Origin of the sequence: Clostridium senegalense (assembly GCF_018916625.1) — a bacterium.
Classification (GTDB): domain Bacteria; phylum Bacillota; class Clostridia; order Clostridiales; family Clostridiaceae; genus Clostridium_J; species Clostridium_J senegalense.
Map to the genome: position 1 here is coordinate 94,463 of NZ_JAHLNC010000008.1, position 20,899 is coordinate 115,361.

Genomic DNA, 20,899 nt, shown 5'->3' on the forward strand with positions numbered 1-20,899 from the left:
TTAATATTTATAATTTTAATATTTCATTTTATAGATTTTAATTTTACCATACCTTAAAAATTATATATACTAAAAGTCCACTTATATCTAAGTAATAAATCTTAAAGCTTCTTATGATTTTTACATAAATTAAGCTTTGAGATTATTTCTCTATATATTAAGTTAAGCCAAACTTTTTTTAGTTATAAATTCTTTCATAGGTATTATATCATTTACAAACATCCTATGGGAATGTTTTTCATAGGATACTTTTATAATCTCTTTATCTATGATTTTCCTTTCTTGTATATAATCTTCAAAATCATATAATACTAAAACTGTAATTGGCATATGTTGTATCACATCATACAAATTTTCTATAAATTTAATAAATAAATTTTTACTACTATTTTCTATTATATATTTTGCATCTATTATTAATATAACGTCAGAGAATCCACAGTTCATTTTTTCATCTTTATATCTTTTCAAAAAATCTTCTAAAACATTTTTTTCTCCTTCAAAAACTATATTTTTCATATTATCATTTTTAATCATAGTTTTTTCTGTGTCATTTAGAAATTCATTTAAAAGTTTAAATGCCTTATTTTCAACATTTAAATATATAAATACATTTTGTTCCATATTACTTTTTATGTATTTATACATATTTATAAGCATGTGATCAATTCCACAATAATAGAAGGTTATGCTTTTTCCTATACCTTTTGATATATCCATATTATATTCCTCCTAAATGTATTTTATATTCTCTACAATATATATATTCTCATATTTTTCCTTGTTTTTCCAATATTTTATTCCTTTATTTTTCTTATTTTTTAGACATTATAATAATAATAACAACAATTTTATAAAATTTATGTGTAAAACATAAATTTTTTTTACATTTTTAAACACATTTCAACCAACTTATACATAATGTAATAATTTAAAATTTAAATTTATAATATATTTTATGTACTAATATTAATTTATAACTTATGTTTATATGAATTATTAGATTTATAAAATAAATCTTATTGTTATTTGAGATTTTATGGTATACTTTAATAGGATAAAATATATAAAATAAAATTTGTATTTAATAATTATAAGAATATTGCTATGTTTTTATAGCAATTGACCTATTTACCTAATTAATTTTTATTTACATAAATTTAATAATGAAATGGGCAAGCTAAATTTAAAACTATTTGTTAATATAACATTTTCTATTTATTAAAGTTAAAAATTATAGCTTATAAAGCTTGTCATTATTTATGAAGGTAATTATTAACTTACGCTTTATAAGATTACATAAGCTAATCTTTAACTAATTTACATTTTGTACATTAAGATTATATTTTACAATGTGACTTTTAGTATGTTGTTAATATTTTAATGGCCTTTATATTGACCAACTTTTTTTCTTAATATAAAATGTAAAAATAGGAATTAAGAATTTTTATAAAATTTTCCACTAAGGAGGACTTAACATGTGTGGATTTGTAACATTTTTTAGTAATAATCCTATGACTCTTGACAGTAAGGCTAAACTTAGCCCAATGTCTGAAGCAATTATTCATAGGGGACCAACTCAAGATGGAGAATATTTTGATGAACATGTATACTTAGGATTTAGAAGACTTAGTATACTAGACTTAGAAAACGGAAAACAACCTTATAGCTATGGAAATAATGAGTATGAATTAATTTTTAATGGTGAGGTTTATAACTATAGAGAACTAAGAGAAGATTTAATAAAAGAAGGCTATAACTTTACAACTGATTCAGAAATCGAAGTAATAGCTACTTTATATAAACATGAAGGCGAAAGCTTTGTAAAAAAACTTAGAGGTATGTTTTCTATAATAATTTGGGATAAAGTAAAACAGGTGTTTTTTGGAATCAGGGATCCATTTGGTATAAAACCTTTTTACTATATCGAAAATGAAAATGGACTATATGTTGCATCTGAGCTAAAAAGTTTCTTTGCCAACCCTGAAACAACTTATAAAGATCTAGATACTAAGGCAATTCATGACTATTTAACATTTCAATTTGTACCAGAACCAAATACTATGCTTAAAGATGTCAAACTATTAAAACCAGGTCATACAATAAGAAAAGAGTTAGGAAAAAAATGTGAAATAAATCAATATTATAGCTTACAATTTAATCCTATTTCTATGCCTAAAGATGAGAGAATGAAAGAAATACGAAATGTTGTGGAAAAATCAGTAGAACTTCATATGAATGCAGATGTTCCTGTTGCTACATTTTTATCTGGTGGTATAGACTCTACAGTTGTTACTGCACTTGCTAGTAAAATAGATCCAAACATTAAATCTTTCACTATTGGATTTGATAGAGAAGGATACACAGAAATAGATTTAGCTAAAGAAACTGCTGATAAATTAGGAGTAGAAAATATAAGTAGAATTATTTCTGCTGAAGAATTTGCAAATGAAATTCCTAAAATCATTTGGCATATGGATGAACCTGTAGCTGACCCTGCAGCAATTCCTCTTTATTTTATTTCACAAGAAGCTCGTAAACATGTAACTGTTGTTTTATCTGGAGAAGGCGCAGACGAGGTGTTTGGTGGATATACTATATATCATGAGCCATTATCACTTCAAGGTTTTAAAAATGTTCCAAAACCAGTAAAATCTATGTTAAAAGCTATTTCAAACAAAATGCCTGAAGGAATGAAAGGAAAAAGCTTCTTAGATAGAGGTTGTACTCCACTTTCTGAGCGTTATGTTGGAAATGCTAAAATCTTTTTAGATGAAGAAAAAGCTTCAATTTTAAAAAATTACAATAGTGATTTTACTTATGCTAAAACTATGAAACCAATATATGATAAAATAAAGAATTATGACGAAGTTACACAAATGCAATATGTTGATTTCAATACTTGGCTTACAGGTGATATATTAGTCAAAGCTGATAGAATGAGTATGGCTCACTCTTTAGAATTAAGAGTTCCATTCTTAGATACAGAAGTTTTAAAAGTTGCTTCTAAATTAAATCTTGAAGAAAAAATTAATGGAAATGTAACTAAATATATGCTAAGAGAAGCATATAAGTCACAACTTCCAATGCTTGGAGCTATAGATAGAAAAAAACTTGGATATCCAGTACCAATTCGTGTATGGCTTAAAAAAGAGCTTTATGATTGGGCTGTAAATATAGTAAAACAAAGTAATGCTGAATTTATAAACAAAAAAGCTGTACTTGACTTAATCGAAGAACATAGAAAAGGACCTTTCGATAGAAGCAGAAAAATATGGACTATTCTTGTATTCTTAATATGGCACAGAATTTACATAGAAAACACAGCTTCATATGACTTTGCAAAAGAAATAGCTTTGGATAAAATAAATAAATAATATATACTAAATTTTTTAAGACATTAAAGTGATTCTACTTTAATGTCTTTTTTATATTTATAGAACTTAATATGAATTTAAGTAATAAACATAAGATTACTCTATACCTATATACTATAGATATACTATAGAAAATATTATTTCAAATATGTTTAAATTTAACAAAATATCTAAAGAAAATTCTTAATTCTCCATTTTATATTGATTTTTTATTGTTAAATGTTATAAAATACAATTGTCAGTATTCGAATAGAAACTGAACAATGTAGTAATATTTACTTTCATTGTGGCACATATATGTGCATAATACCAAATTATATCCTAAAAGGAATAAGAATGGGAGGATTTGTAATGGAGTCAACTTTTAAAAACACAAAGTCAAAGAAGTCTAAACTTACAGTTAGACAAATGGCTATTGTAGGAATGCTGTCTGGGGTTTCTATATTCTTAGGAGTAACAAAACTAGGATTTATACCACTTCCAGCTATGAATGCTACAATACTACATTTACCAGTAATAATTGGTGGAATTTTAGAGGGACCTTTAGTTGGTGGACTTATAGGGTTAATTTTTGGACTTTTTAGTATGTTCCAAGCAATAACAGCACCAACATTAACTTCTTTTATGTTTTTAAACCCTATAATAGCATTAATTCCAAGAGTATTGATTGGCGTTGGAAGTTATTACATCTATAAAGTATTTAAAACTAAAAAAGATACTTTTAAACTTACAATAACTGCTTTTTTAGCTTCTATGATTAATACTATTGGTGTCTTAGGTCTTGGATACTTAATTTATGCAGATAAACTATCTAGCATTTGGGGACTTACAAGCAATAAAGCTGTAGGGCTTGCTTGCTTAACAATAGGTGCAACTAATGGTATACCTGAAGCTATTGTAGCAGCAGTAATTGTAACACCTATAATAATATCAATGAAGAAAATTAAAAAATCAAGATAAATATAAAAGAGCACTAAAACTTTAGTGCTCTTTATTAATATAATATATTTACAAATTTCTTTTTTTTAAAAGTTCATTTCTACTTAGTAAGCCATAACTACTCTCTGCACTTTCTATGGCATTAATCACTGCCTTTTCCATTACCTTAGATGCTAACATTCCAACGGTGCTTACATCAGCTTCTACTATATTAGTAGCCATTGTAAATATTGTATCTCCATCATACATTGTATGAACAGGATATATAGTTTTTGCAAAACCATTATGTGCAATTGATGCAATTTTATTAGTTTCATTTTTACTTAATTTAGCATTGGTTACAATTAAACCTATAGTTGTATTGCCATTAAATCTATTATTTTTATTTTCATATTCCCTTACTAATATATTTTCTGTATTTAAAAAGCTTAATTTGTTATAATCTAATACCCCTGCTAATATTTTTCCTGTTAATGGATCTATAACATCCCCAAAAGCATTTACAGCAACCATTGCACCTATTTTCAAATCTCCAATTTGTATGGCATAAGAACCAAGACCACTTTTCATTGAAGATTTTGGACCTAGTGCTTTCCCTATTGTAGCTCCACATCCAGCTCCTACATTCCCATTTAAATCTTTTCTATTAGTTTCACTAAATACACATGCTTCATACCCCATTTTTTTATCTGGTCTAATTTTACTATCACCTATTGTTAAATCAAAAAGAACAGCACTACACACTATTGGTACTTTAGTAACACCAACATCAAATCCTATATTTTTTCTTTCTAAATATTCCATAACTCCACAGGATGCATCTAACCCAAAAGCACTTCCTCCAGATAGCACTACTGCATGTATCTTTTCAATCATTTCTGTAGGATTCAAAAGATCTGTTTCCCTAGTACCTGGAGCCCCTCCTCTTACAGAAACACCACCAGTAGCTCCTTCTTCACATAAAACTACAGTGCATCCAGTTCCACCTTCATGATTTTCGCAATGACCTACTTTAATTTTTTCTATATCTAAAAATTTAATTTCCTTCATAAAAACACCTCTTATAAAATATTATAATTATAGTATAATTTAAAATATATTTTATCATCAATTTTTTTATAATTTTACTTAATAATCTTTTTGCTAAATTCTAAATAATATTATATTTATATAAAAAAGGTATGTGAATTCAATCACACACCTCTTTATATTTTAGACTTTAATGATTTTTCATATCTTTTGACATCTTTAGTGTTTCTGCTATTGCAGCAATACTTCCTAAAGAATTTAAAGAATCAACTGGTAATATCATTTTATTTGCTGGATTCTTTGACAATTCTTTAAGAGCCTCTACTTGTTTTAAAGCTATAACCGCTTCATTTGTACCAGATTCAATTATAGCTTTATTTACTCTTTGAATAGCCTCCGCTTCAGCTTTAGCTATAATCTCTATTGCACTGGATTTACCTTCTGCTTCTAATAATTGTGATTCTCTAAGTCCTTCTGCATGTCTTATATTTGCTTCTTTCTCTGCCTCTGCTTGAAGTATTTTTGAACGTTTATCTCCTTCTGCCTTAGCTATAGAACTTTCTTTTTGACCTTCTGCAGTAAGTATAGCTGCTCTTTTATCTCTTTCTGCCTTCATTTGTTTTTCCATTGCATTTTGTATTTCCTGTGGTGGAACTATGTTTTTTATTTCTACAGAAAGTACTTTTATACCATATGCATCTGTTATAGTATCAACTATTGTTAAAAGTTTTGAATTTATAGTATCTCTTCCTGCTAAAACTTCATCTAAACTCATATCACCTATGATATTTCTCATATTAGTAATTGTTGAATACATAATTCCTGATGTGAAATCTTCAATATTATAAACAGCATCCTTAGCATTCAAAACATGGTAAAATATAACATTGTCAACAGAAATTTTTACATTATCCTTTGTTATAACATTTTGAGGTGGTATGTCTAATATTTGTTGCTTCATCGAAATTTTCTTTCTTACAAAATCAGCAAATGGTATAGTAATATGCCATCCTGGTTCTAAAATTTTGTAAAACTGTCCAAACCTTTCTAAAACATAAACATAACCTGTGTTTACTACTTTTACTGTTGAAAGTATTATACCTACAACTAATAAAAGTACAACTATTACTCCTATAATAGCCATAATTTATTCATCTCCCTTTTTTATAATTAATTTATTTCCATCTACAGATACAACCTTAAAACTTTCTCCTTTTAATATAGTATCTCCTACGTTTTTAACATTCCAATATATTCCATTAACCTTGATTTGCTTTTCTTTAAATATATCCTCTTCAGATACAAAAACTTTTCCAATATATTTACCCATCGTTAAAGACTCTTTTTTAAATGTTCTTTTAATATATTTCCTAGAAATTTTAAGGCCTATTACTATTGAAATTCCACCTAATATTATTGCAATTAAAAGTTGAATTTCAAAATCTACTAAAAATCCAATTAAAAATGCTGGTATAAAACCTAAAATTAACCATGAATAAGTAAAATCGCTACTTAAATAATCAGCAGCTATTACAACGATTGTTAATCCAATCCAAATCCAATTCAAACTCATATTTTTTACACTCCCCCCTAAAATAATACAATTAAATTAATTGCATAATTTAACAATAGTATTATTTATACTATATAATACACTATTTTCTACAATTTGCAATATAAATAACTGTATAAATATATGTTATTGTATAAATTTTAACATAACCTTTTCATTTAAAAATATTTAATATAAGCCCTTATTAAATATATATTTAAAAATCTTAATATAATTACTAGTCATTTTTTCTAATATACATTATTATATAGTATAGTATCTTTAGTTTAAACTTTACTTATGAAATATAAATTTAACTAATGATTACAATTAAACAAATCTTATTTTAGGAGGAATTTTTTCTAATGAAAATGATTTTTTTTGATACAGAAACTACAGGTATATCACCTGGAAACATATGTGAACTTTCTTATATAATTGTAGATACTGATGTAAAACCACAAAAGACTTATGGTAAAAATTTTTTCTTTGCTGTAGAATATGTGGAACCATCAGCTAAAGAAATACATGGATTTTCTGAAGAAGATTTATATAAATTAAGTAATGGATTATATTTTGAAGATCAATTTGAAGAAATTTCATATGATTTTTTAAATGCAGATATATTAATAGGTCACAATGTAAATTTTGATATTAAGTTTATAACTCACGAATTGGAGTTTTGTGAAATAAATTATAAACCTAGAAACACATTTTGTACTATGAACTATTATAAAAACATATGTAAATGTTCTAATGGCAAAGGTGGAATTAAGAATCCCAAACTTGAGGAAGTTGTTAATTTTTTAGGCCTTAATTCTACAATAATTAAAAATAAAGCTAATGAATTATTTGATGGTAGCGGAAATTACCATGATGCTAGATTTGACACAGCTGCAACATATTTAGTTGTAACTGAAGGAATAAGAAAAGGTTTAATCCCTAAAGGTTATTTCACAAAAATGGTTAAAAATAATTAATATAATTTTATTGGGGGTATTGTTATTATGATAGTTATTACAAATGCTAGTATTCATACTATGACTGACTTAATTTTAGAAAACGGAATGGTTATTATTAAAGATAGTAAAATAGAAGACCTTGGCCATAATTTACCAATTCCTGAAAATTCATTGGTAATTGATGCTAAAGGTGGTTTTTTAATGCCTGGGTTAATTGATGCACATTGTCATGTAGGTATGTGGGAAAATGGGATTGGATTTGAAGGTGCTGACGGTAATGAAGCTACTGATCCAGTAACACCTCAACTTAGAGCAATAGATGCTATAAATCCTTTAGATAAATGTTTTGAGGAAGCTTTATGCTCAGGTATTACTACCGTTTCAACTGGACCAGGTAGTGCAAATGTTATAGGGGGTCAATTTACAATAATGAAAACCTATGGAAAAACAATAGATGATATGGTTATTAAAGAGTGTTCTGCTATGAAAATTGCTTTTGGAGAAAATCCAAAAAGAGTCTATGGAAATCAAAAAAAGTCACCTTCTACGAGAATGGGTACTGCATCAATTCTTAGAGAAAATTTTAAAAAAGCTGAAATTTACGTTGAAAAGCAAAAAAAATTTATGGAAGGTATGGAAAAAGCGCCTGAATTTGATATGAAAATGGACTCATTAGGTAAGGTAATAAGAGGCGAACTTCCTGTTAAAGCTCATGCTCATAGAGCAGATGATATTTTATCAGCAATTAGAATAGCAAAAGAATTTAATTTAGACTTATCTTTAGAACATTGCACTGAGGGTCATTTGATTGTAGATTATTTAAAAAATCAAAATTTAAAAGGCATAATAGTTGGACCAACTTTATCTGATAGATCTAAGGTAGAACTTCAAAATTTAACATTTAAAACTCCATATTTACTAAACCGTGCTGGAATAAAGGTATCACTTATGACAGACCACCCAGTTATACCACTTCAATATTTGCCTATTTGTGCCGCTTTAGCTGCTAGAGAAGGTATGGACGATGAAGAAGCTTTACGTTCTATAACTATAAATCCAGCAAAAACTTTAGATATTTGTCACAGAGTTGGTTCTATAGAAAAAAATAAAGATGCAGATATAATTATTTATAATGGTCATCCTTTTGATTTAAGAAATAAAGTTAAATTTGTAATGATAAATGGTGAAATTATTAAAAACGAACTTTAATATATATTTCTTAATATTAATATAACTATAATTTTCATGTTAAAGTTATGAATTTAGAATATTATTTCTATATTTCATAACTTTTTATTAACCCTATATATAATTATCTACTTTATATTAATCAAAATATTGTTGTATTTTTTTCAATATCCATTGTATAATATTAAAGGTTTGTTGTATATGTTATTATTTGTATAAATTTTAATTTAAATAATAAAAAGGCTTATTATATTTTTATTATTTAATTACTTTCTTTACAATAATATAGGGAAATAAGCTCGAATTTAAATTTATTTAAAAACTTAAAAATATTTTTACTCTAAATTCAGTCTTAGGTTTAGATGTTTGCGAGCTTACATCATTGTTTGGTTATCTAAGTTTTAGAAATAACATTTTTAAGTTAAATTTAAACCTAGAACATATGTTGATAATTCTGTTACAATAAATAAATTTTGAAGTTATTGTACGTTTTTTGTAGCTTTGAGTGCTAAATCAATATAATTATTAACATATGAAATTTTATAGTAATAATTAAGTAAAAGTGTCTAATTTACAATTTTATATGGATTAACCTTATAATTTATAAACTTGAAACTATACAATTAAATAATATGTTAATAACTACTTTGCATATTAATAAAAATTGAAGTATAATCCATTTAAGGGTTTTCCACTATACACTTTTAAATTAATTAAAAAATTTATTAAAATATAACTTATCTTAATTTTATCATTTATAGATAAAACTTTTGTTAAATTTTAGTAATATTTTTTAATAATATTTATTATTATTATATTATCTTAATTAATTGTTATATTAAGATAATATTAAAACTTCTTTATGAAAGGAGCCCAATATGAAAGAAAAAACAACAGATAAACAAAAAAAGAAAACTCGTCGTAAAAAATCCAAAAGCAAAGGGATTTTAAAGGGGTTTTTTATATTTTTATTAGTTATTACCCTTATAGGAATGCTTGTTTTAGCTTTTAATTATAAAAACCTAAAAAACTTTTATAACGATTCTGTAGAAAAAGCTAACTCTGTATCATATCAAACATTTTTAAGCAAAATGCCCACTGTAATTTATGATAAAGATGGACAAGTAATTCGAGAATTAGCTCAATATGATTATTCATATTTAGATTACAAAAACATACAGCCAAATATTGTTAATGCTTTTGTTTCCATAGAAGATCCTAGATTTTGGAAACATAATGGTGTTGATTTTAAAGCATTATTTCGTGCTGGATTAGAACTTGTAAAAAACAGAGGAGAAATAACACAAGGTGGATCTACTATAACTCAACAACTTGTTAAAACTACAGTTCTTTCTCATGAACAAACTTTTAAAAGGAAGTTTCAAGAAATAATAATTTCTCGTAAACTTGAAGAAAAATATAGCAAAGAACAAATTATTGAGTTTTATATCAATAATATATATTTTGGTAATGGAAATTATGGTATTGAATCCGCATCTAATTATTATTTTAACAAACCATCTAAGGATTTAGACTTAAGTGAACTTTGCTTTTTAGCAGCTATACCTAATAATCCTACTATGTTTGATCCTTTATCAAATATAGAAAACACTCTTGAGAGAAGAAATCTTATACTTGATAAAATGTTAAAGGCAAAAACAATTACTCAAGATGAACATGATAGTGCTAAATCTGAAGAGATTAATCTTAATGTTAAAGAACATGAAAATTATGAACCAGAAGGTTATATGATAACTTATGCATTAAATTGTACTATCGAACAACTTATGGCTAAATCAGGTTTTAAATTTAGGACAAGTTTTAAAGATGATAATGACAGAACATCTTATTTTGATAATTATGATAAGTTATATATGGAGCTTAATGCTTCAATAAGAAAAGGTGGATATAAAATTTACACTTCATTAGACCCTGGAAAACAAGAACTATTACAAAATAGTTTAGATAATAATTTATCTGGTTATTATGGCATTGATCCAGATACAGGACTTTATTCAATGCAAGGATCTGCTGTTACAATAGATAATACAACTGGAAATGTAGTTGCAATTGTAGGTGGTAGAAGTCAGGATGGCGTTGATAATACATTTAATAGAGCTTACTTAGCTCCTAGACAGCCCGGTTCAACAATTAAGCCTCTTGTGGCTTACACCCCTGCTTTTGAACGTGGATATACCGCTAATAGTACTTTAGAAGATAAAGCAATATCAAATGGTCCTGCTAATGCTTACAGTGGCTATAAAGGATATGTAAATCTCAGATATGCAACTGAAATTTCCATAAATACTATACCTTTTAATCTAGTTAATGAAATAGGCGTAGATACAGCATTATCTTATCTTCATAATATGAAATTTAAGTATATAATGCCTTCAGATACAACACCTATAGTTTCTATAGGAGGTTTTACTAAAGGTACAACTGCTGTAGAAATGGCAGGAGCATATTCAACACTAGCTAGAAACGGCCAATATATAGAAACTACATGTCTTGAAAAAATAGAAAACTATGAAAATGAAGTTTTATATAAAAATTCTCATGGAAAAATAGAGATATATTCAGAAGATGCTACCAAAGAAATGACTAGTATATTGAAAGGTGTTATATCTAAACCTCACGGTACAGGTTATGGAGCAGCTCTAAAAAGCGGTATGCCATCAGCTGGTAAAACAGGGACTACAGATGATGATAAAGATGCTTGGTTTTGTGGTTATACTCCTTACTACACTACTGTTGTTTATGTTGGAGCTGATATTCCTCAAACTATATATAAAGGTGGACAAGTATCGAAATCCATTTGGAAAGATTATATGGATGAGATACATTCTGGCTTACCTTTAAAAGATTTTGATGGAAGTACACTTTCTGGTCCAGATTTAAACATTATACCAGATGATACACCTAAACCTGATACAGAAAAAGAAACTGATAAAACTAAGGATAAAGATAAGGATAAAGATAAGGATAAAAATAAGGACACCGATAAAGATAATAAACCTGAAACAAATAATCCTGGAAATAACAACGGAAATAATAATGGAAATAATAACGGTGATGGAAACACTAACCCTGGCGATGGCGGTGGGGAAACAAAACCTCCAGTGGATCCAGTTGATCCACCTGTAGATCCAGTTGACCCACCTGTAGATCCAGTTGATCCACCAGTAAATCCACCGGTGGATCCACCTAAAAATCCTACTTAGTAGTACAATATAGTATAATAAAATAAAAAGTGCTTAAATTTTAATAAATTTAAGCACTTTTTATTTTAAAGCATATTATATTTTATTATATACAATAAGTCTCCATATACATTTCTAAAAAGGAAAATGTCTTTTAAAGCACCTTTTATACCATTAACTAGTTTGGGCTTGTATATGCATATATATAGCCTTTTTATTATGTACTTATTTTTCACTTCACGAAATTTTATTCAACTAAAGTAAATATATAGTTTATTTTTATAAAACTTTTTATTTAAATATATTTTGTTAAAATTTTATACTAAATCTAATACTAACTAAAAAAATTAATAGCTTACTATTGCTATGATTCTTCTATAACAATATTTCTTTTAAATATAAATAAAAACTTTATATTTTCCACTTAAAATTATTTAATAAAAAAAGGTTGTCTCAACTTTTTCAAGTTGAAAACAACCTTATTATTTACAATTCATAATTAAGCAACGTTCTTTCCAGAACCTGTTTCTTTTGTATTCTTTTTCTTTAAGTATAAGAACACTGGTAAACCTACTAATGTTAATACTGTTCCTACAACAGCATTAGTAAAGCTTGAAGTTAAACAGCTTATTACTATATATATACCTCCAATTATACCTATTAATGGTATTATTGGGAATAAAGGTACTTTATAGCTTGCATTCATTTTTTTCTTTCTTACTAAGAATACTCCAAATACTCCCATTACGAAGAATACCCATAATACGAATACTATCATATCAGTTAATGCTTGGAATGATCCACTTGCAACATATACTAATGCTATTACACTTAGTAGTATTATTGAATTTATTGGAGTACCAAATTTAGGATTAATTTGCTCTAAAACAGCACTAGCTGGTAATTTTTTTTCTTTAGCCATAGCTACTGGCATTCTTGATCCAGCCATCATGTTTCCATTTAAAGCTCCAAAAACAGAAATCAACATACCAAGTGAAATAATAACTCCACCAATTGAACCAAATAACACTGATGCTGTATCAGCTGCAACTGCACTTGAACCTATAACTTGATCCATTGGTAATGTTTTGATTATACCAATACTAAATAACACGTAAACAGACATAACAATTGTTAAACCACCAATTATAGCCTTTGGTAAGTTCTTTTCTGGTTCTTTTATTTCACCAGCTAAAGTACCAACACTTATCCAACCATCATAGGCCCATAAACATCCTATTAACGCAGCTCCAAATCCACCAGCTGTAAATCCGTTAAATGAAATTGTAGAAAGTTCTCCACTTTTACCGTTGATAATACCAAATATTATAATAGCTGCTAATGGTAAAAGTTTTCCAACTGTTGCTATAACTTGAACTTTACCTACTAACTTAGTTGACACCATATGTACTAATGCCATAAAAATTATTAAACCAACCGCTAATAATTTTTGTTGTGTTGCGCTTAATCCACCTAATAGTGGTGATGCAGTTTCTGATAAAACAATTGCACTAGCTGCAATTACTGCTGGGAAATATATAACAACTTGAACCCACCCATACAAGAATCCAACAACGTCGCCATATAATTCTGTTAAATAAGCGTAAAGTCCACCTTCTTTTGGTATTGCTGATGCTATTTCTGCAACAGTTAATCCTGCACAAATAGTTATAAGACCAGCGATTAGCCATGCTAATATACCTAATAATGGTGATCCAGCCTCTTTAAAAACTACAGATGCTTTAAAGAACACACCTGAACCGATAACTACCCCTACAACAACTGAGATAGCTTCTTTTAAGCCCATACTTCTTTTGTTTTCTTGTGACATTAATTTCTCTCCATTTCTGTAAAAGATTTTTGAATAATTTTTTGACTAATTTGATTAATTAGTTATTTTGAATTGCAATGTTATTGTACTCGAAAATTGTCGATGATGCAACACATTTTTTTAAAAAAACAGTGGTTTTTGTTATTTTTTTATCTAACTTTTTAATTAAATTATCAAAATATTTATTCTTTATATGCAACGTTACCAACTCAATATTCTTTTTTCTAAATAGCATCCTTCTTTAGTAACAAATTTCTTAATAATGAAAATTTTAAGTTAAATTTAAATGTTTATTATACTTTTGTTGTTTTTTTTTATTATTTTAAAATTTTAAAATAACTTTTTCTAAAATTAAACTTTAACCTCTTAGAACTTCACTCTATTTTTTTTGTTTTTTATTAATTATTATTATTTTATATTGTTTATATAAAAAATATAACAAGGTATTTACTCCATTAAAGTAAATAAATTTTTAACATACATATTTTTGGCGTTTTTTGAAATTATTACACCATTATTATCTATTATTCTTTTAACAAAAGTACCATTAAAAGTTTATTCAAATAGTATTTTTATACTTTTAAAATAACTTTAAAATATCTACAACATACAATTGCAATGATACTGATTTTTCATATTATTTTTCTGAATATTTCTTTTCAAATTTTAAATTTAAAATTTTTATTTTTCTAATATAATAATTTTATTGTTTTTGTAAATAATAATAGTACAAAATTAAGCTATGTATTTTAAAACTTAACTAAAATTGCTGTATAAAAATTATTAAAATATATTACAGAAAGGAGATTGTTAATACTTGAATATAAAAAATTTAATTTTAGCTTAAAGTATTAACATATATTTTATTATGGATAATAATAAAAATAGAATGAAAGAGAATTGGAAAACTCAAGCTGAGCTTAGAAAAATGTATCCTAAAGATGGTGCTGATGTTGGTATAATAAATGGTAATAAAGTTTCAAATCCTAAAGGCAAAAAAACAAATCAATAAAATTAGATAAAAAAAGAATATCTTTTTAATTAAGATATTCTTTTTTTATCTAATTCCTACATTAATATATTATACTTAAATAATATGCTTAAATTTTAATAGTAACTAAATCTCGAATTAAGTTTTTATGATTGTTATATAGTTTTATACATTTACACTTGAAATTTAATTATAAATTGTACATAATATTATTGATTATTATTTTCATTTACAAAGAAAGGATACTTTAATATGTGTAATAGAACTAAAGGAATACTATTTATAATTTTATCTGCATTTGGTTTTGCAATGATGTCAGCTTTTGTTAAATTATCTGGAGACTTGCCATCTTTTCAAAAAACCTTTTTTAGAAATTTAATTTCTTGTATAATATCATTTTTTATAATCATAAAAAATAAAGAAAGTTTTTTTGGAAAAAAGGAAAACCAGAAAACTCTCTTATTAAGATCTGCATTTGGAACCCTTGGAATAGTTTTAAATTTTTATGCAATTGATCACCTTATACTTTCAGATGCAAACATGCTTAACAAACTTAGTCCATTTTTTGTTATAATTTTTTCCGCCATATTTTTAAAAGAAACTATTAAAACTAATCAAATCCTAGCAGTGGTTATTGCATTTTTAGGTGCATTATTTATCATAAGACCTGCATTAAGTCTAGATTTGATTCCATATATTATAGGTATATTTTCAGCTATATCTGCTGCAGCTGCCTATACTTGTGTAAGATTCCTTGGTGGAAAAGAAAAATACTATACTGTAGTATTTTATTTTTCCTTCTTTTCTTTAATAGTACTTTTCCCCTTTTTAGTCTTAAGTTATAAACCTATGACAATAATGCAACTTTTTTATTTATTAATGGCTGGTACTTTTGCAACTATAGGTCAATTCGGAATAACTCTTGCTTATAAATATGCACCTGCCAAAGAAATTTCTATATTTGATTATTCAAATATAATTTTTTCAGCTATAATTAGCATGATTGTATTTAATCAAACTCCTGATAAGTTCAGTTTCTTTGGTTACATAATAATATTTATATCTTCATTTTATATGTTTATATATAATAAAAAGTTAGATAAATTAAATATTAAATAAAAAAACAGAGGTGTACCTCTGTTTTTTTATTTTAAAATAGTTATTTTAATGATTATGATGTTCCCCATGATGATTGCATAAAACTTTTTTATCTTTAAGCTTTCCTGATATAAAAGATGATATTACATCATTAACATTTCCATTAACTCCTCTTATAACATCTAATCCCTTTTCTTTTAAAGCATTATATGCACCTTGTCCAATTCCACCTGTTATAACGACTGAAACCCCTTCATTTACAAGTAATTGAGATAAACCACCATGATTATGTTGCAAGTCTTTTGAAGATATTTCTTTGCACTCTTTAATATTAGAACCATCTAAATCTGCTATAAAAAAACATTCGCTTTTACCAAAATGCTGATTTATATATTCTCCGTTTTTAGGCATAGCAATTTTCATAAATTTTCCCCCTAACTAAAATCGTATACATAATCTAATTTATAATACACACAATTTATATAATATCATGTTACTTTACTATAACTCCAACTTAATTACATACTTTTTAAGATTGTATTTTAATATATCCTATCGATTTTACATATTAACCATATATTTTCTAAACTTTTCTAACAAATTCTTATATATACATCTATCTAGACTTCTATACTACAAGCTAAAACTTTAACATTGTTCTTATTCTCTAGTGCAATTGTCAATTGTTCAAATTTATCATTTCTTATTACTATTGCATTGTACTTTTTTAGTACTATAGATTTGTCATTAATTTTTATAACAACGTTATCATCTATGGTATAAAGTACAAATACTTGTGTCATATTAGTTTTACTTATTAGAATATTCTGCTCATCCCCTTTTAAAACACTTATATCTCCACTTGTATCGCCCATTAACATTAAATTAAAATCTGTAACTTTACCAAAACTTTTAATTTCCAATTCTCCTGAAAACCTATAAATTTCATATGGTGTTAAATTTACAGTAACTCCATCCTCATGAAGTAATTTTAAATCATTATCTAATGTTGTTATTAATCTTTTCACATTTTCTAATTTTGTAAATGTAGATGTTTCTACGTCAATAGTAGCTGAGCTTACCCTAAATTTAAAATTTCTTTCTTTATAATTTCCATTTTCAGGGTAAATATATATTTCTTTAGTTTTACCACCACTCCATTTAGATATATTTTGTTTATGTGGTTCTATAATTTTAATATCCACTTCTATACCTCGCCTTTTAACTAAATTATATTTGTGATAGAACTAATCATATAATTAGTTCTATCTTTTTTTTAAATAAATTCTTATGTTTTTTATCTTTATAAGTTAAAAAGTTATTTTCACTTTCTATAAATTAATATCATCTACTTTTTCTAACCAACGTTCTATTTCCTTTATTATGGAACTTACGCATCCTTCTTCAAATGGGGATTTCAAATTAGCATACTTTACAAGATTTAAAAATGATTTAGTTCCACCTATACTGCATAGTTTCACATAATCTTTCCATGCACTTTCTCTATCTTCTATCATTTTTTTCCAAAATTGAAGAGCACATATCTGTGCTAAAGTATAATCTATATAATAAAATGGTGTTTGGAATATATGACCTTGTTGCATCCACCAACCACCTCTCTCTAAAAAATCACATTTTTCATAGTTTTTGTGTGGCAAGTATTTTTTCTCTATATTTCTCCAAGCTTCTTTTCTTTCCTTTGGTGTGGCATTTGGATTTTCATATACATAATGTTGAAATTCATCTACTGTTATTCCATATGGTATAAATTTAATAGCTCCACCTAAATGAATAAATTTATATTTTTTTGTATCCTCTTTAAAAAACAAATCCATCCAAGGCCAAGTAAAAAACTCCATGCTCATAGAATGTATTTCACAACTTTCATAAGTCGGAAAAGTACATTCTGGCATATCAATCCATCTTGATTGATATACTTGGAAAGCATGACCTGCTTCATGTGTTAAAACATCAACATCACCAGAAGTACCATTAAAATTTGAAAAAATAAATGGTGCTTTATAATCTGGTATATAAGTACAGTAACCACCACTTTTTTTATGTTTTTTGGTAACAAGATCTAAAAGGTTGCCGTCTACCATAAAATTAAAGAATTCTTTTGTTTCAACTGAAAGTTCTGAGTACATTTTTATGCCATTATGGATTATCCATTGAGGGTCTCCTTTTGGTGTAGCATTTCCACTTAAAAACTCAAATTTTTCATCAAAATACTCAAGTTTATTAATGTTCAATCTCTTTCTTTGTCTTTCATAAAGCTTATTTGCAACAGGAACTATATAATCCAATACTTGTTTTCTAAAAACTTTAACCATCTCTGGATTATAATCACTTCTCATCATTCTAACATATGCAAGTTCTACAAAATTTTCAAATCCCAATTTCTTTGCAATCTTATCTCTAACTTTAACTAACTTATCATATATTGCATCAAATTCTTCCTCATGTTCTACAAAAAAATTATATTTTGCTTTTCCAGCTCTTTCTCTAACATTTCTATCTTTTGAAATTAAGAATGGCCCCATAGATGACAAGTTTCTTTCTTCACCCTCAAAATTTATTTTACAAGATGCAATAAGTTTAGCATATTTTGAGCTTAATTTATTTTCAAGCTGTAAATCTTCTATAATTTCATTTGAAAAAGCTTTTAATGAAAGCTCTGCTAAATTTAAGAATTGAGTTCCAAATTCCTCTTCTAACTCTACTATAAACTTGGAGTTAATTATAGCTTCATAAAAGTTTGTGTTTATTTCTTCATATAATGGACCATAGGTATCCCAATAATCCCTCTCTTCATTATAAAACTTGTCATCAGTATTAACATCATGTCTTATAGATGCGATAGTACTCATACTTTCCAAACTATTTCTCATTTTATTTATTTTTCTTACTATACTTAACTGATTAGCACTACTTTTTTCAACTTTAAATTTTTTTATTAAGTTTAAAATTTCATTTTTGTATATCTCATAATTAGGTCGTTCATATTTGTATTGTTCAAATTTCATAAACTTGCCTCCAAACTTTACTTTTGATATAACCTACTAAATAAACTTCTTTTATTATATAATACTCTAAATTTTATATAATTCAAATTATATTTTAAATATTAAAAATATTTAATTAATTTTAAACCTATTAAATATATTTTATTCTAAAACATATACCACATAACATATTTTTAAGATTCATGTTAAAATAATATTAACTTATTATTTATAGTGTTTTAAGGAGGGGTATTAATGTATTTTGAAAAAGCAGGAAAAGAAAACACAATAAAAACACTGGAATTAGCTCTTGAAACTGCTAGAAACAGGAATATAAAACATATAGTTTTAGCATCAAGTAGTGGTGAGACTGCTTCTCTTCTTTCAGATGTAAAAGACATAAACATAATTTGTGTAACCCATGCTTATGGTTTTAAAAATGGTGGAGAAAATGATATGTCTGATGATGTTAGAAAAAACTTAATAAAAAAAGGTGTAAAAGTTCTTTCTACTACCCATGTTTTAAGTGGAGCTGAAAGAGGAATTTCTAAAAAATTTGGTGGCGTATCTCCAGTTGAGCTAATAGCAGCCACTTTAAGAATGTTTGGCCAAGGAACAAAAGTTGCTGTAGAAGTTGCTATCATGGCTGCAGATAGTGGTTTAATTCCTTATATGGAGCCAATTATTTCTATAGGTGGTACTCATTATGGTGCAGATACTGCAATCATTCTCAAACCAAATCATGCTAATAATATATTAGATACTAAAATAGAAGAAATAATTTGCAAGCCTAATTCTATATAAAATAATAAAATATAAAATTGCAATATACATGAAAGAAAATAATGATCAAATTGCTTGATCATTATTTTTCCATATGTCTACTCTAGATTAAAAGATATTTGTAACTTTTAATCTTTTTTATTATTTTTCACTATTTCTTCTTTTAAAATTTCCAAATCATCTTTTGCATATTTGTAAAATTCAGATTTTTCTGTTTCCAATATGATTTTTTCAGCTTTATCATATTCTCCACTAACACAAAATTTTTTTGCTCTAATATATCCATTAGTTACATGCCATAATCCTTTTGCTACATCTTTATCATCTTGTTTTTTTAATCTATTTGATGCTATAGCAAAAGATTCCAATGCCTCAACATAGTTATCCTCTTTTAAATATTTTTTCCCCTTATTTAAAGTTTCCATCCCTTCATCTGAAAAACATCCTACTAAAAAAACACTTAAAATAATGCATAAAGAAAGAAAAAAATTCTTCAAAGAACTCCCCCCTATCCATCTTTCTTAATATCTTATATTATAATTTTACAATATATATATATTTATTTAAAGCAAACTTTCTTTTAACTATTATTTCTAAAGTAACAATTCTATAGTAAATACATAAATTAAAGTATAGAAAGTGAAAGAAAATAATTTTTTTCATTCATAAAATCAACGAAATTGAATAAAAACCTTGAAATTTATTTATAAATTGCCTTATTCCTATGTCTATACTTCAAGAAAAAAAAGGGGTGAACTGTAAATGTCAATACCAAAAAATATATTATTAATAAGTAGAAAAGCAAGTGAAATTACAGATTTATTATACGAAAAAATGTGTGCTAAAACCGAAGAAGATAAAAATAAAATATCTAAAAAAATAGAAATTGCTAAAAAAGATTTGGAGACCATAAAGAATAAAAGAGGGTAAATCCACCCTCT

At 26.3% G+C, this 20,899-nt stretch carries 18 protein-coding genes; 9 read left to right on the forward strand and 9 right to left on the reverse strand.

Annotated features, from left to right (window positions below; translation table 11 throughout):
* Positions 1 to 162: 162 nt before the first annotated feature.
* Positions 163 to 720 (reverse strand): hypothetical protein, encoded by a 558-nt coding sequence (locus tag KQI36_RS13535; RefSeq protein ID WP_216451318.1) that lies wholly within the window; start codon positions 718 to 720, stop codon positions 163 to 165.
* 758 nt (positions 721 to 1,478) lie between these two features.
* On the opposite strand from KQI36_RS13535, the gene asnB reads away from it, so the two are divergent.
* Both asnB and KQI36_RS13545 read left to right on the forward strand, forming a co-directional pair.
* Positions 1,479 to 3,377 carry an asparagine synthase (glutamine-hydrolyzing) gene (gene asnB / locus KQI36_RS13540; protein WP_216451319.1) on the forward strand — a complete coding sequence of 633 codons (1,899 nt, stop codon included), beginning with the start codon at positions 1,479 to 1,481 and terminating at the stop codon, positions 3,375 to 3,377.
* Between the two features lie 351 nt (positions 3,378 to 3,728).
* A complete protein-coding gene (locus KQI36_RS13545) occupies positions 3,729 to 4,337 on the forward strand; it encodes an ECF transporter S component (protein ID WP_026022359.1) in 609 nt (202 codons plus the stop codon).
* A 48-nt stretch (positions 4,338 to 4,385) separates the two neighbouring features.
* Here KQI36_RS13545 and KQI36_RS13550 read toward each other — a convergent pair whose 3' ends face one another.
* The 3 genes from KQI36_RS13550 to KQI36_RS13560 form a co-directional block, all read right to left on the reverse strand.
* Positions 4,386 to 5,366, reverse strand: coding sequence for a P1 family peptidase (locus KQI36_RS13550; protein ID WP_216451320.1), 981 nt, complete (start codon positions 5,364 to 5,366; stop codon positions 4,386 to 4,388).
* Positions 5,367 to 5,535: 169 nt separating this feature from the next.
* Positions 5,536 to 6,489, reverse strand: coding sequence for an SPFH domain-containing protein (locus KQI36_RS13555; RefSeq protein ID WP_244991593.1), 954 nt, complete (start codon positions 6,487 to 6,489; stop codon positions 5,536 to 5,538).
* A gap of 3 nt (positions 6,490 to 6,492) precedes the next feature.
* Positions 6,493 to 6,918 carry an NfeD family protein gene (locus KQI36_RS13560; protein ID WP_216451321.1) on the reverse strand — a complete coding sequence of 142 codons (426 nt, stop codon included), beginning with the start codon at positions 6,916 to 6,918 and terminating at the stop codon, positions 6,493 to 6,495.
* Positions 6,919 to 7,262: 344 nt separating this feature from the next.
* On the opposite strand from KQI36_RS13560, the gene KQI36_RS13565 reads away from it, so the two are divergent.
* From KQI36_RS13565 to KQI36_RS13575, 3 genes are all read left to right on the forward strand, one after another.
* Entirely contained in the window at positions 7,263 to 7,877 is a 615-nt protein-coding gene (locus KQI36_RS13565) for a 3'-5' exonuclease (protein ID WP_216451322.1), read from the forward strand.
* Between the two features lie 27 nt (positions 7,878 to 7,904).
* Positions 7,905 to 9,068, forward strand: coding sequence for an amidohydrolase (locus KQI36_RS13570; protein WP_216451323.1), 1,164 nt, complete (start codon positions 7,905 to 7,907; stop codon positions 9,066 to 9,068).
* An 857-nt stretch (positions 9,069 to 9,925) separates the two neighbouring features.
* Complete coding sequence (locus KQI36_RS13575) at positions 9,926 to 12,271, forward strand: transglycosylase domain-containing protein (protein ID WP_216451324.1); 2,346 nt, start codon at positions 9,926 to 9,928, stop codon at positions 12,269 to 12,271.
* Between the two features lie 478 nt (positions 12,272 to 12,749).
* Here KQI36_RS13575 and KQI36_RS13580 read toward each other — a convergent pair whose 3' ends face one another.
* Positions 12,750 to 14,081: an APC family permease gene (locus KQI36_RS13580; protein WP_216451325.1), complete on the reverse strand. Its 1,332-nt coding sequence runs from the start codon at positions 14,079 to 14,081 to the stop codon at positions 12,750 to 12,752.
* Positions 14,082 to 14,970: 889 nt separating this feature from the next.
* On the opposite strand from KQI36_RS13580, the gene KQI36_RS17865 reads away from it, so the two are divergent.
* On the forward strand, positions 14,971 to 15,093 hold the full coding sequence (locus KQI36_RS17865) for a hypothetical protein (protein WP_280527038.1): 123 nt from the start codon (positions 14,971 to 14,973) through the stop codon (positions 15,091 to 15,093).
* Positions 15,094 to 15,324: 231 nt separating this feature from the next.
* A complete protein-coding gene (locus KQI36_RS13585; protein ID WP_216451326.1) occupies positions 15,325 to 16,191 on the forward strand; it encodes a DMT family transporter in 867 nt (288 codons plus the stop codon).
* A 45-nt stretch (positions 16,192 to 16,236) separates the two neighbouring features.
* On the opposite strand, the gene KQI36_RS13590 is transcribed toward KQI36_RS13585, so the two are convergent.
* The 3 genes from KQI36_RS13590 to KQI36_RS13600 form a co-directional block, all read right to left on the reverse strand.
* Entirely contained in the window at positions 16,237 to 16,593 is a 357-nt protein-coding gene (locus KQI36_RS13590) for a NifB/NifX family molybdenum-iron cluster-binding protein (protein WP_216451327.1), read from the reverse strand.
* Positions 16,594 to 16,790: 197 nt separating this feature from the next.
* Positions 16,791 to 17,375, reverse strand: a complete 585-nt coding sequence (locus KQI36_RS13595) for a HutD family protein (protein WP_216451328.1) — start codon at positions 17,373 to 17,375, stop codon at positions 16,791 to 16,793.
* A 126-nt stretch (positions 17,376 to 17,501) separates the two neighbouring features.
* A complete protein-coding gene (locus KQI36_RS13600; protein WP_216451329.1) occupies positions 17,502 to 19,196 on the reverse strand; it encodes a M3 family oligoendopeptidase in 1,695 nt (564 codons plus the stop codon).
* A gap of 234 nt (positions 19,197 to 19,430) precedes the next feature.
* On the opposite strand from KQI36_RS13600, the gene KQI36_RS13605 reads away from it, so the two are divergent.
* Positions 19,431 to 19,979 carry a pyruvate kinase alpha/beta domain-containing protein gene (locus tag KQI36_RS13605; protein ID WP_216451330.1) on the forward strand — a complete coding sequence of 183 codons (549 nt, stop codon included), beginning with the start codon at positions 19,431 to 19,433 and terminating at the stop codon, positions 19,977 to 19,979.
* Positions 19,980 to 20,086: 107 nt separating this feature from the next.
* Here the strand turns inward: KQI36_RS13605 and KQI36_RS13610 are convergent, their stop codons facing one another.
* Entirely contained in the window at positions 20,087 to 20,455 is a 369-nt protein-coding gene (locus KQI36_RS13610) for a hypothetical protein (RefSeq protein WP_216451331.1), read from the reverse strand.
* 265 nt (positions 20,456 to 20,720) lie between these two features.
* Here KQI36_RS13610 and KQI36_RS13615 point away from each other — a divergent pair, with 265 nt between their 5' ends.
* Complete coding sequence (locus tag KQI36_RS13615) at positions 20,721 to 20,888, forward strand: hypothetical protein (protein WP_216451332.1); 168 nt, start codon at positions 20,721 to 20,723, stop codon at positions 20,886 to 20,888.
* Positions 20,889 to 20,899: the final 11 nt, after the last annotated feature.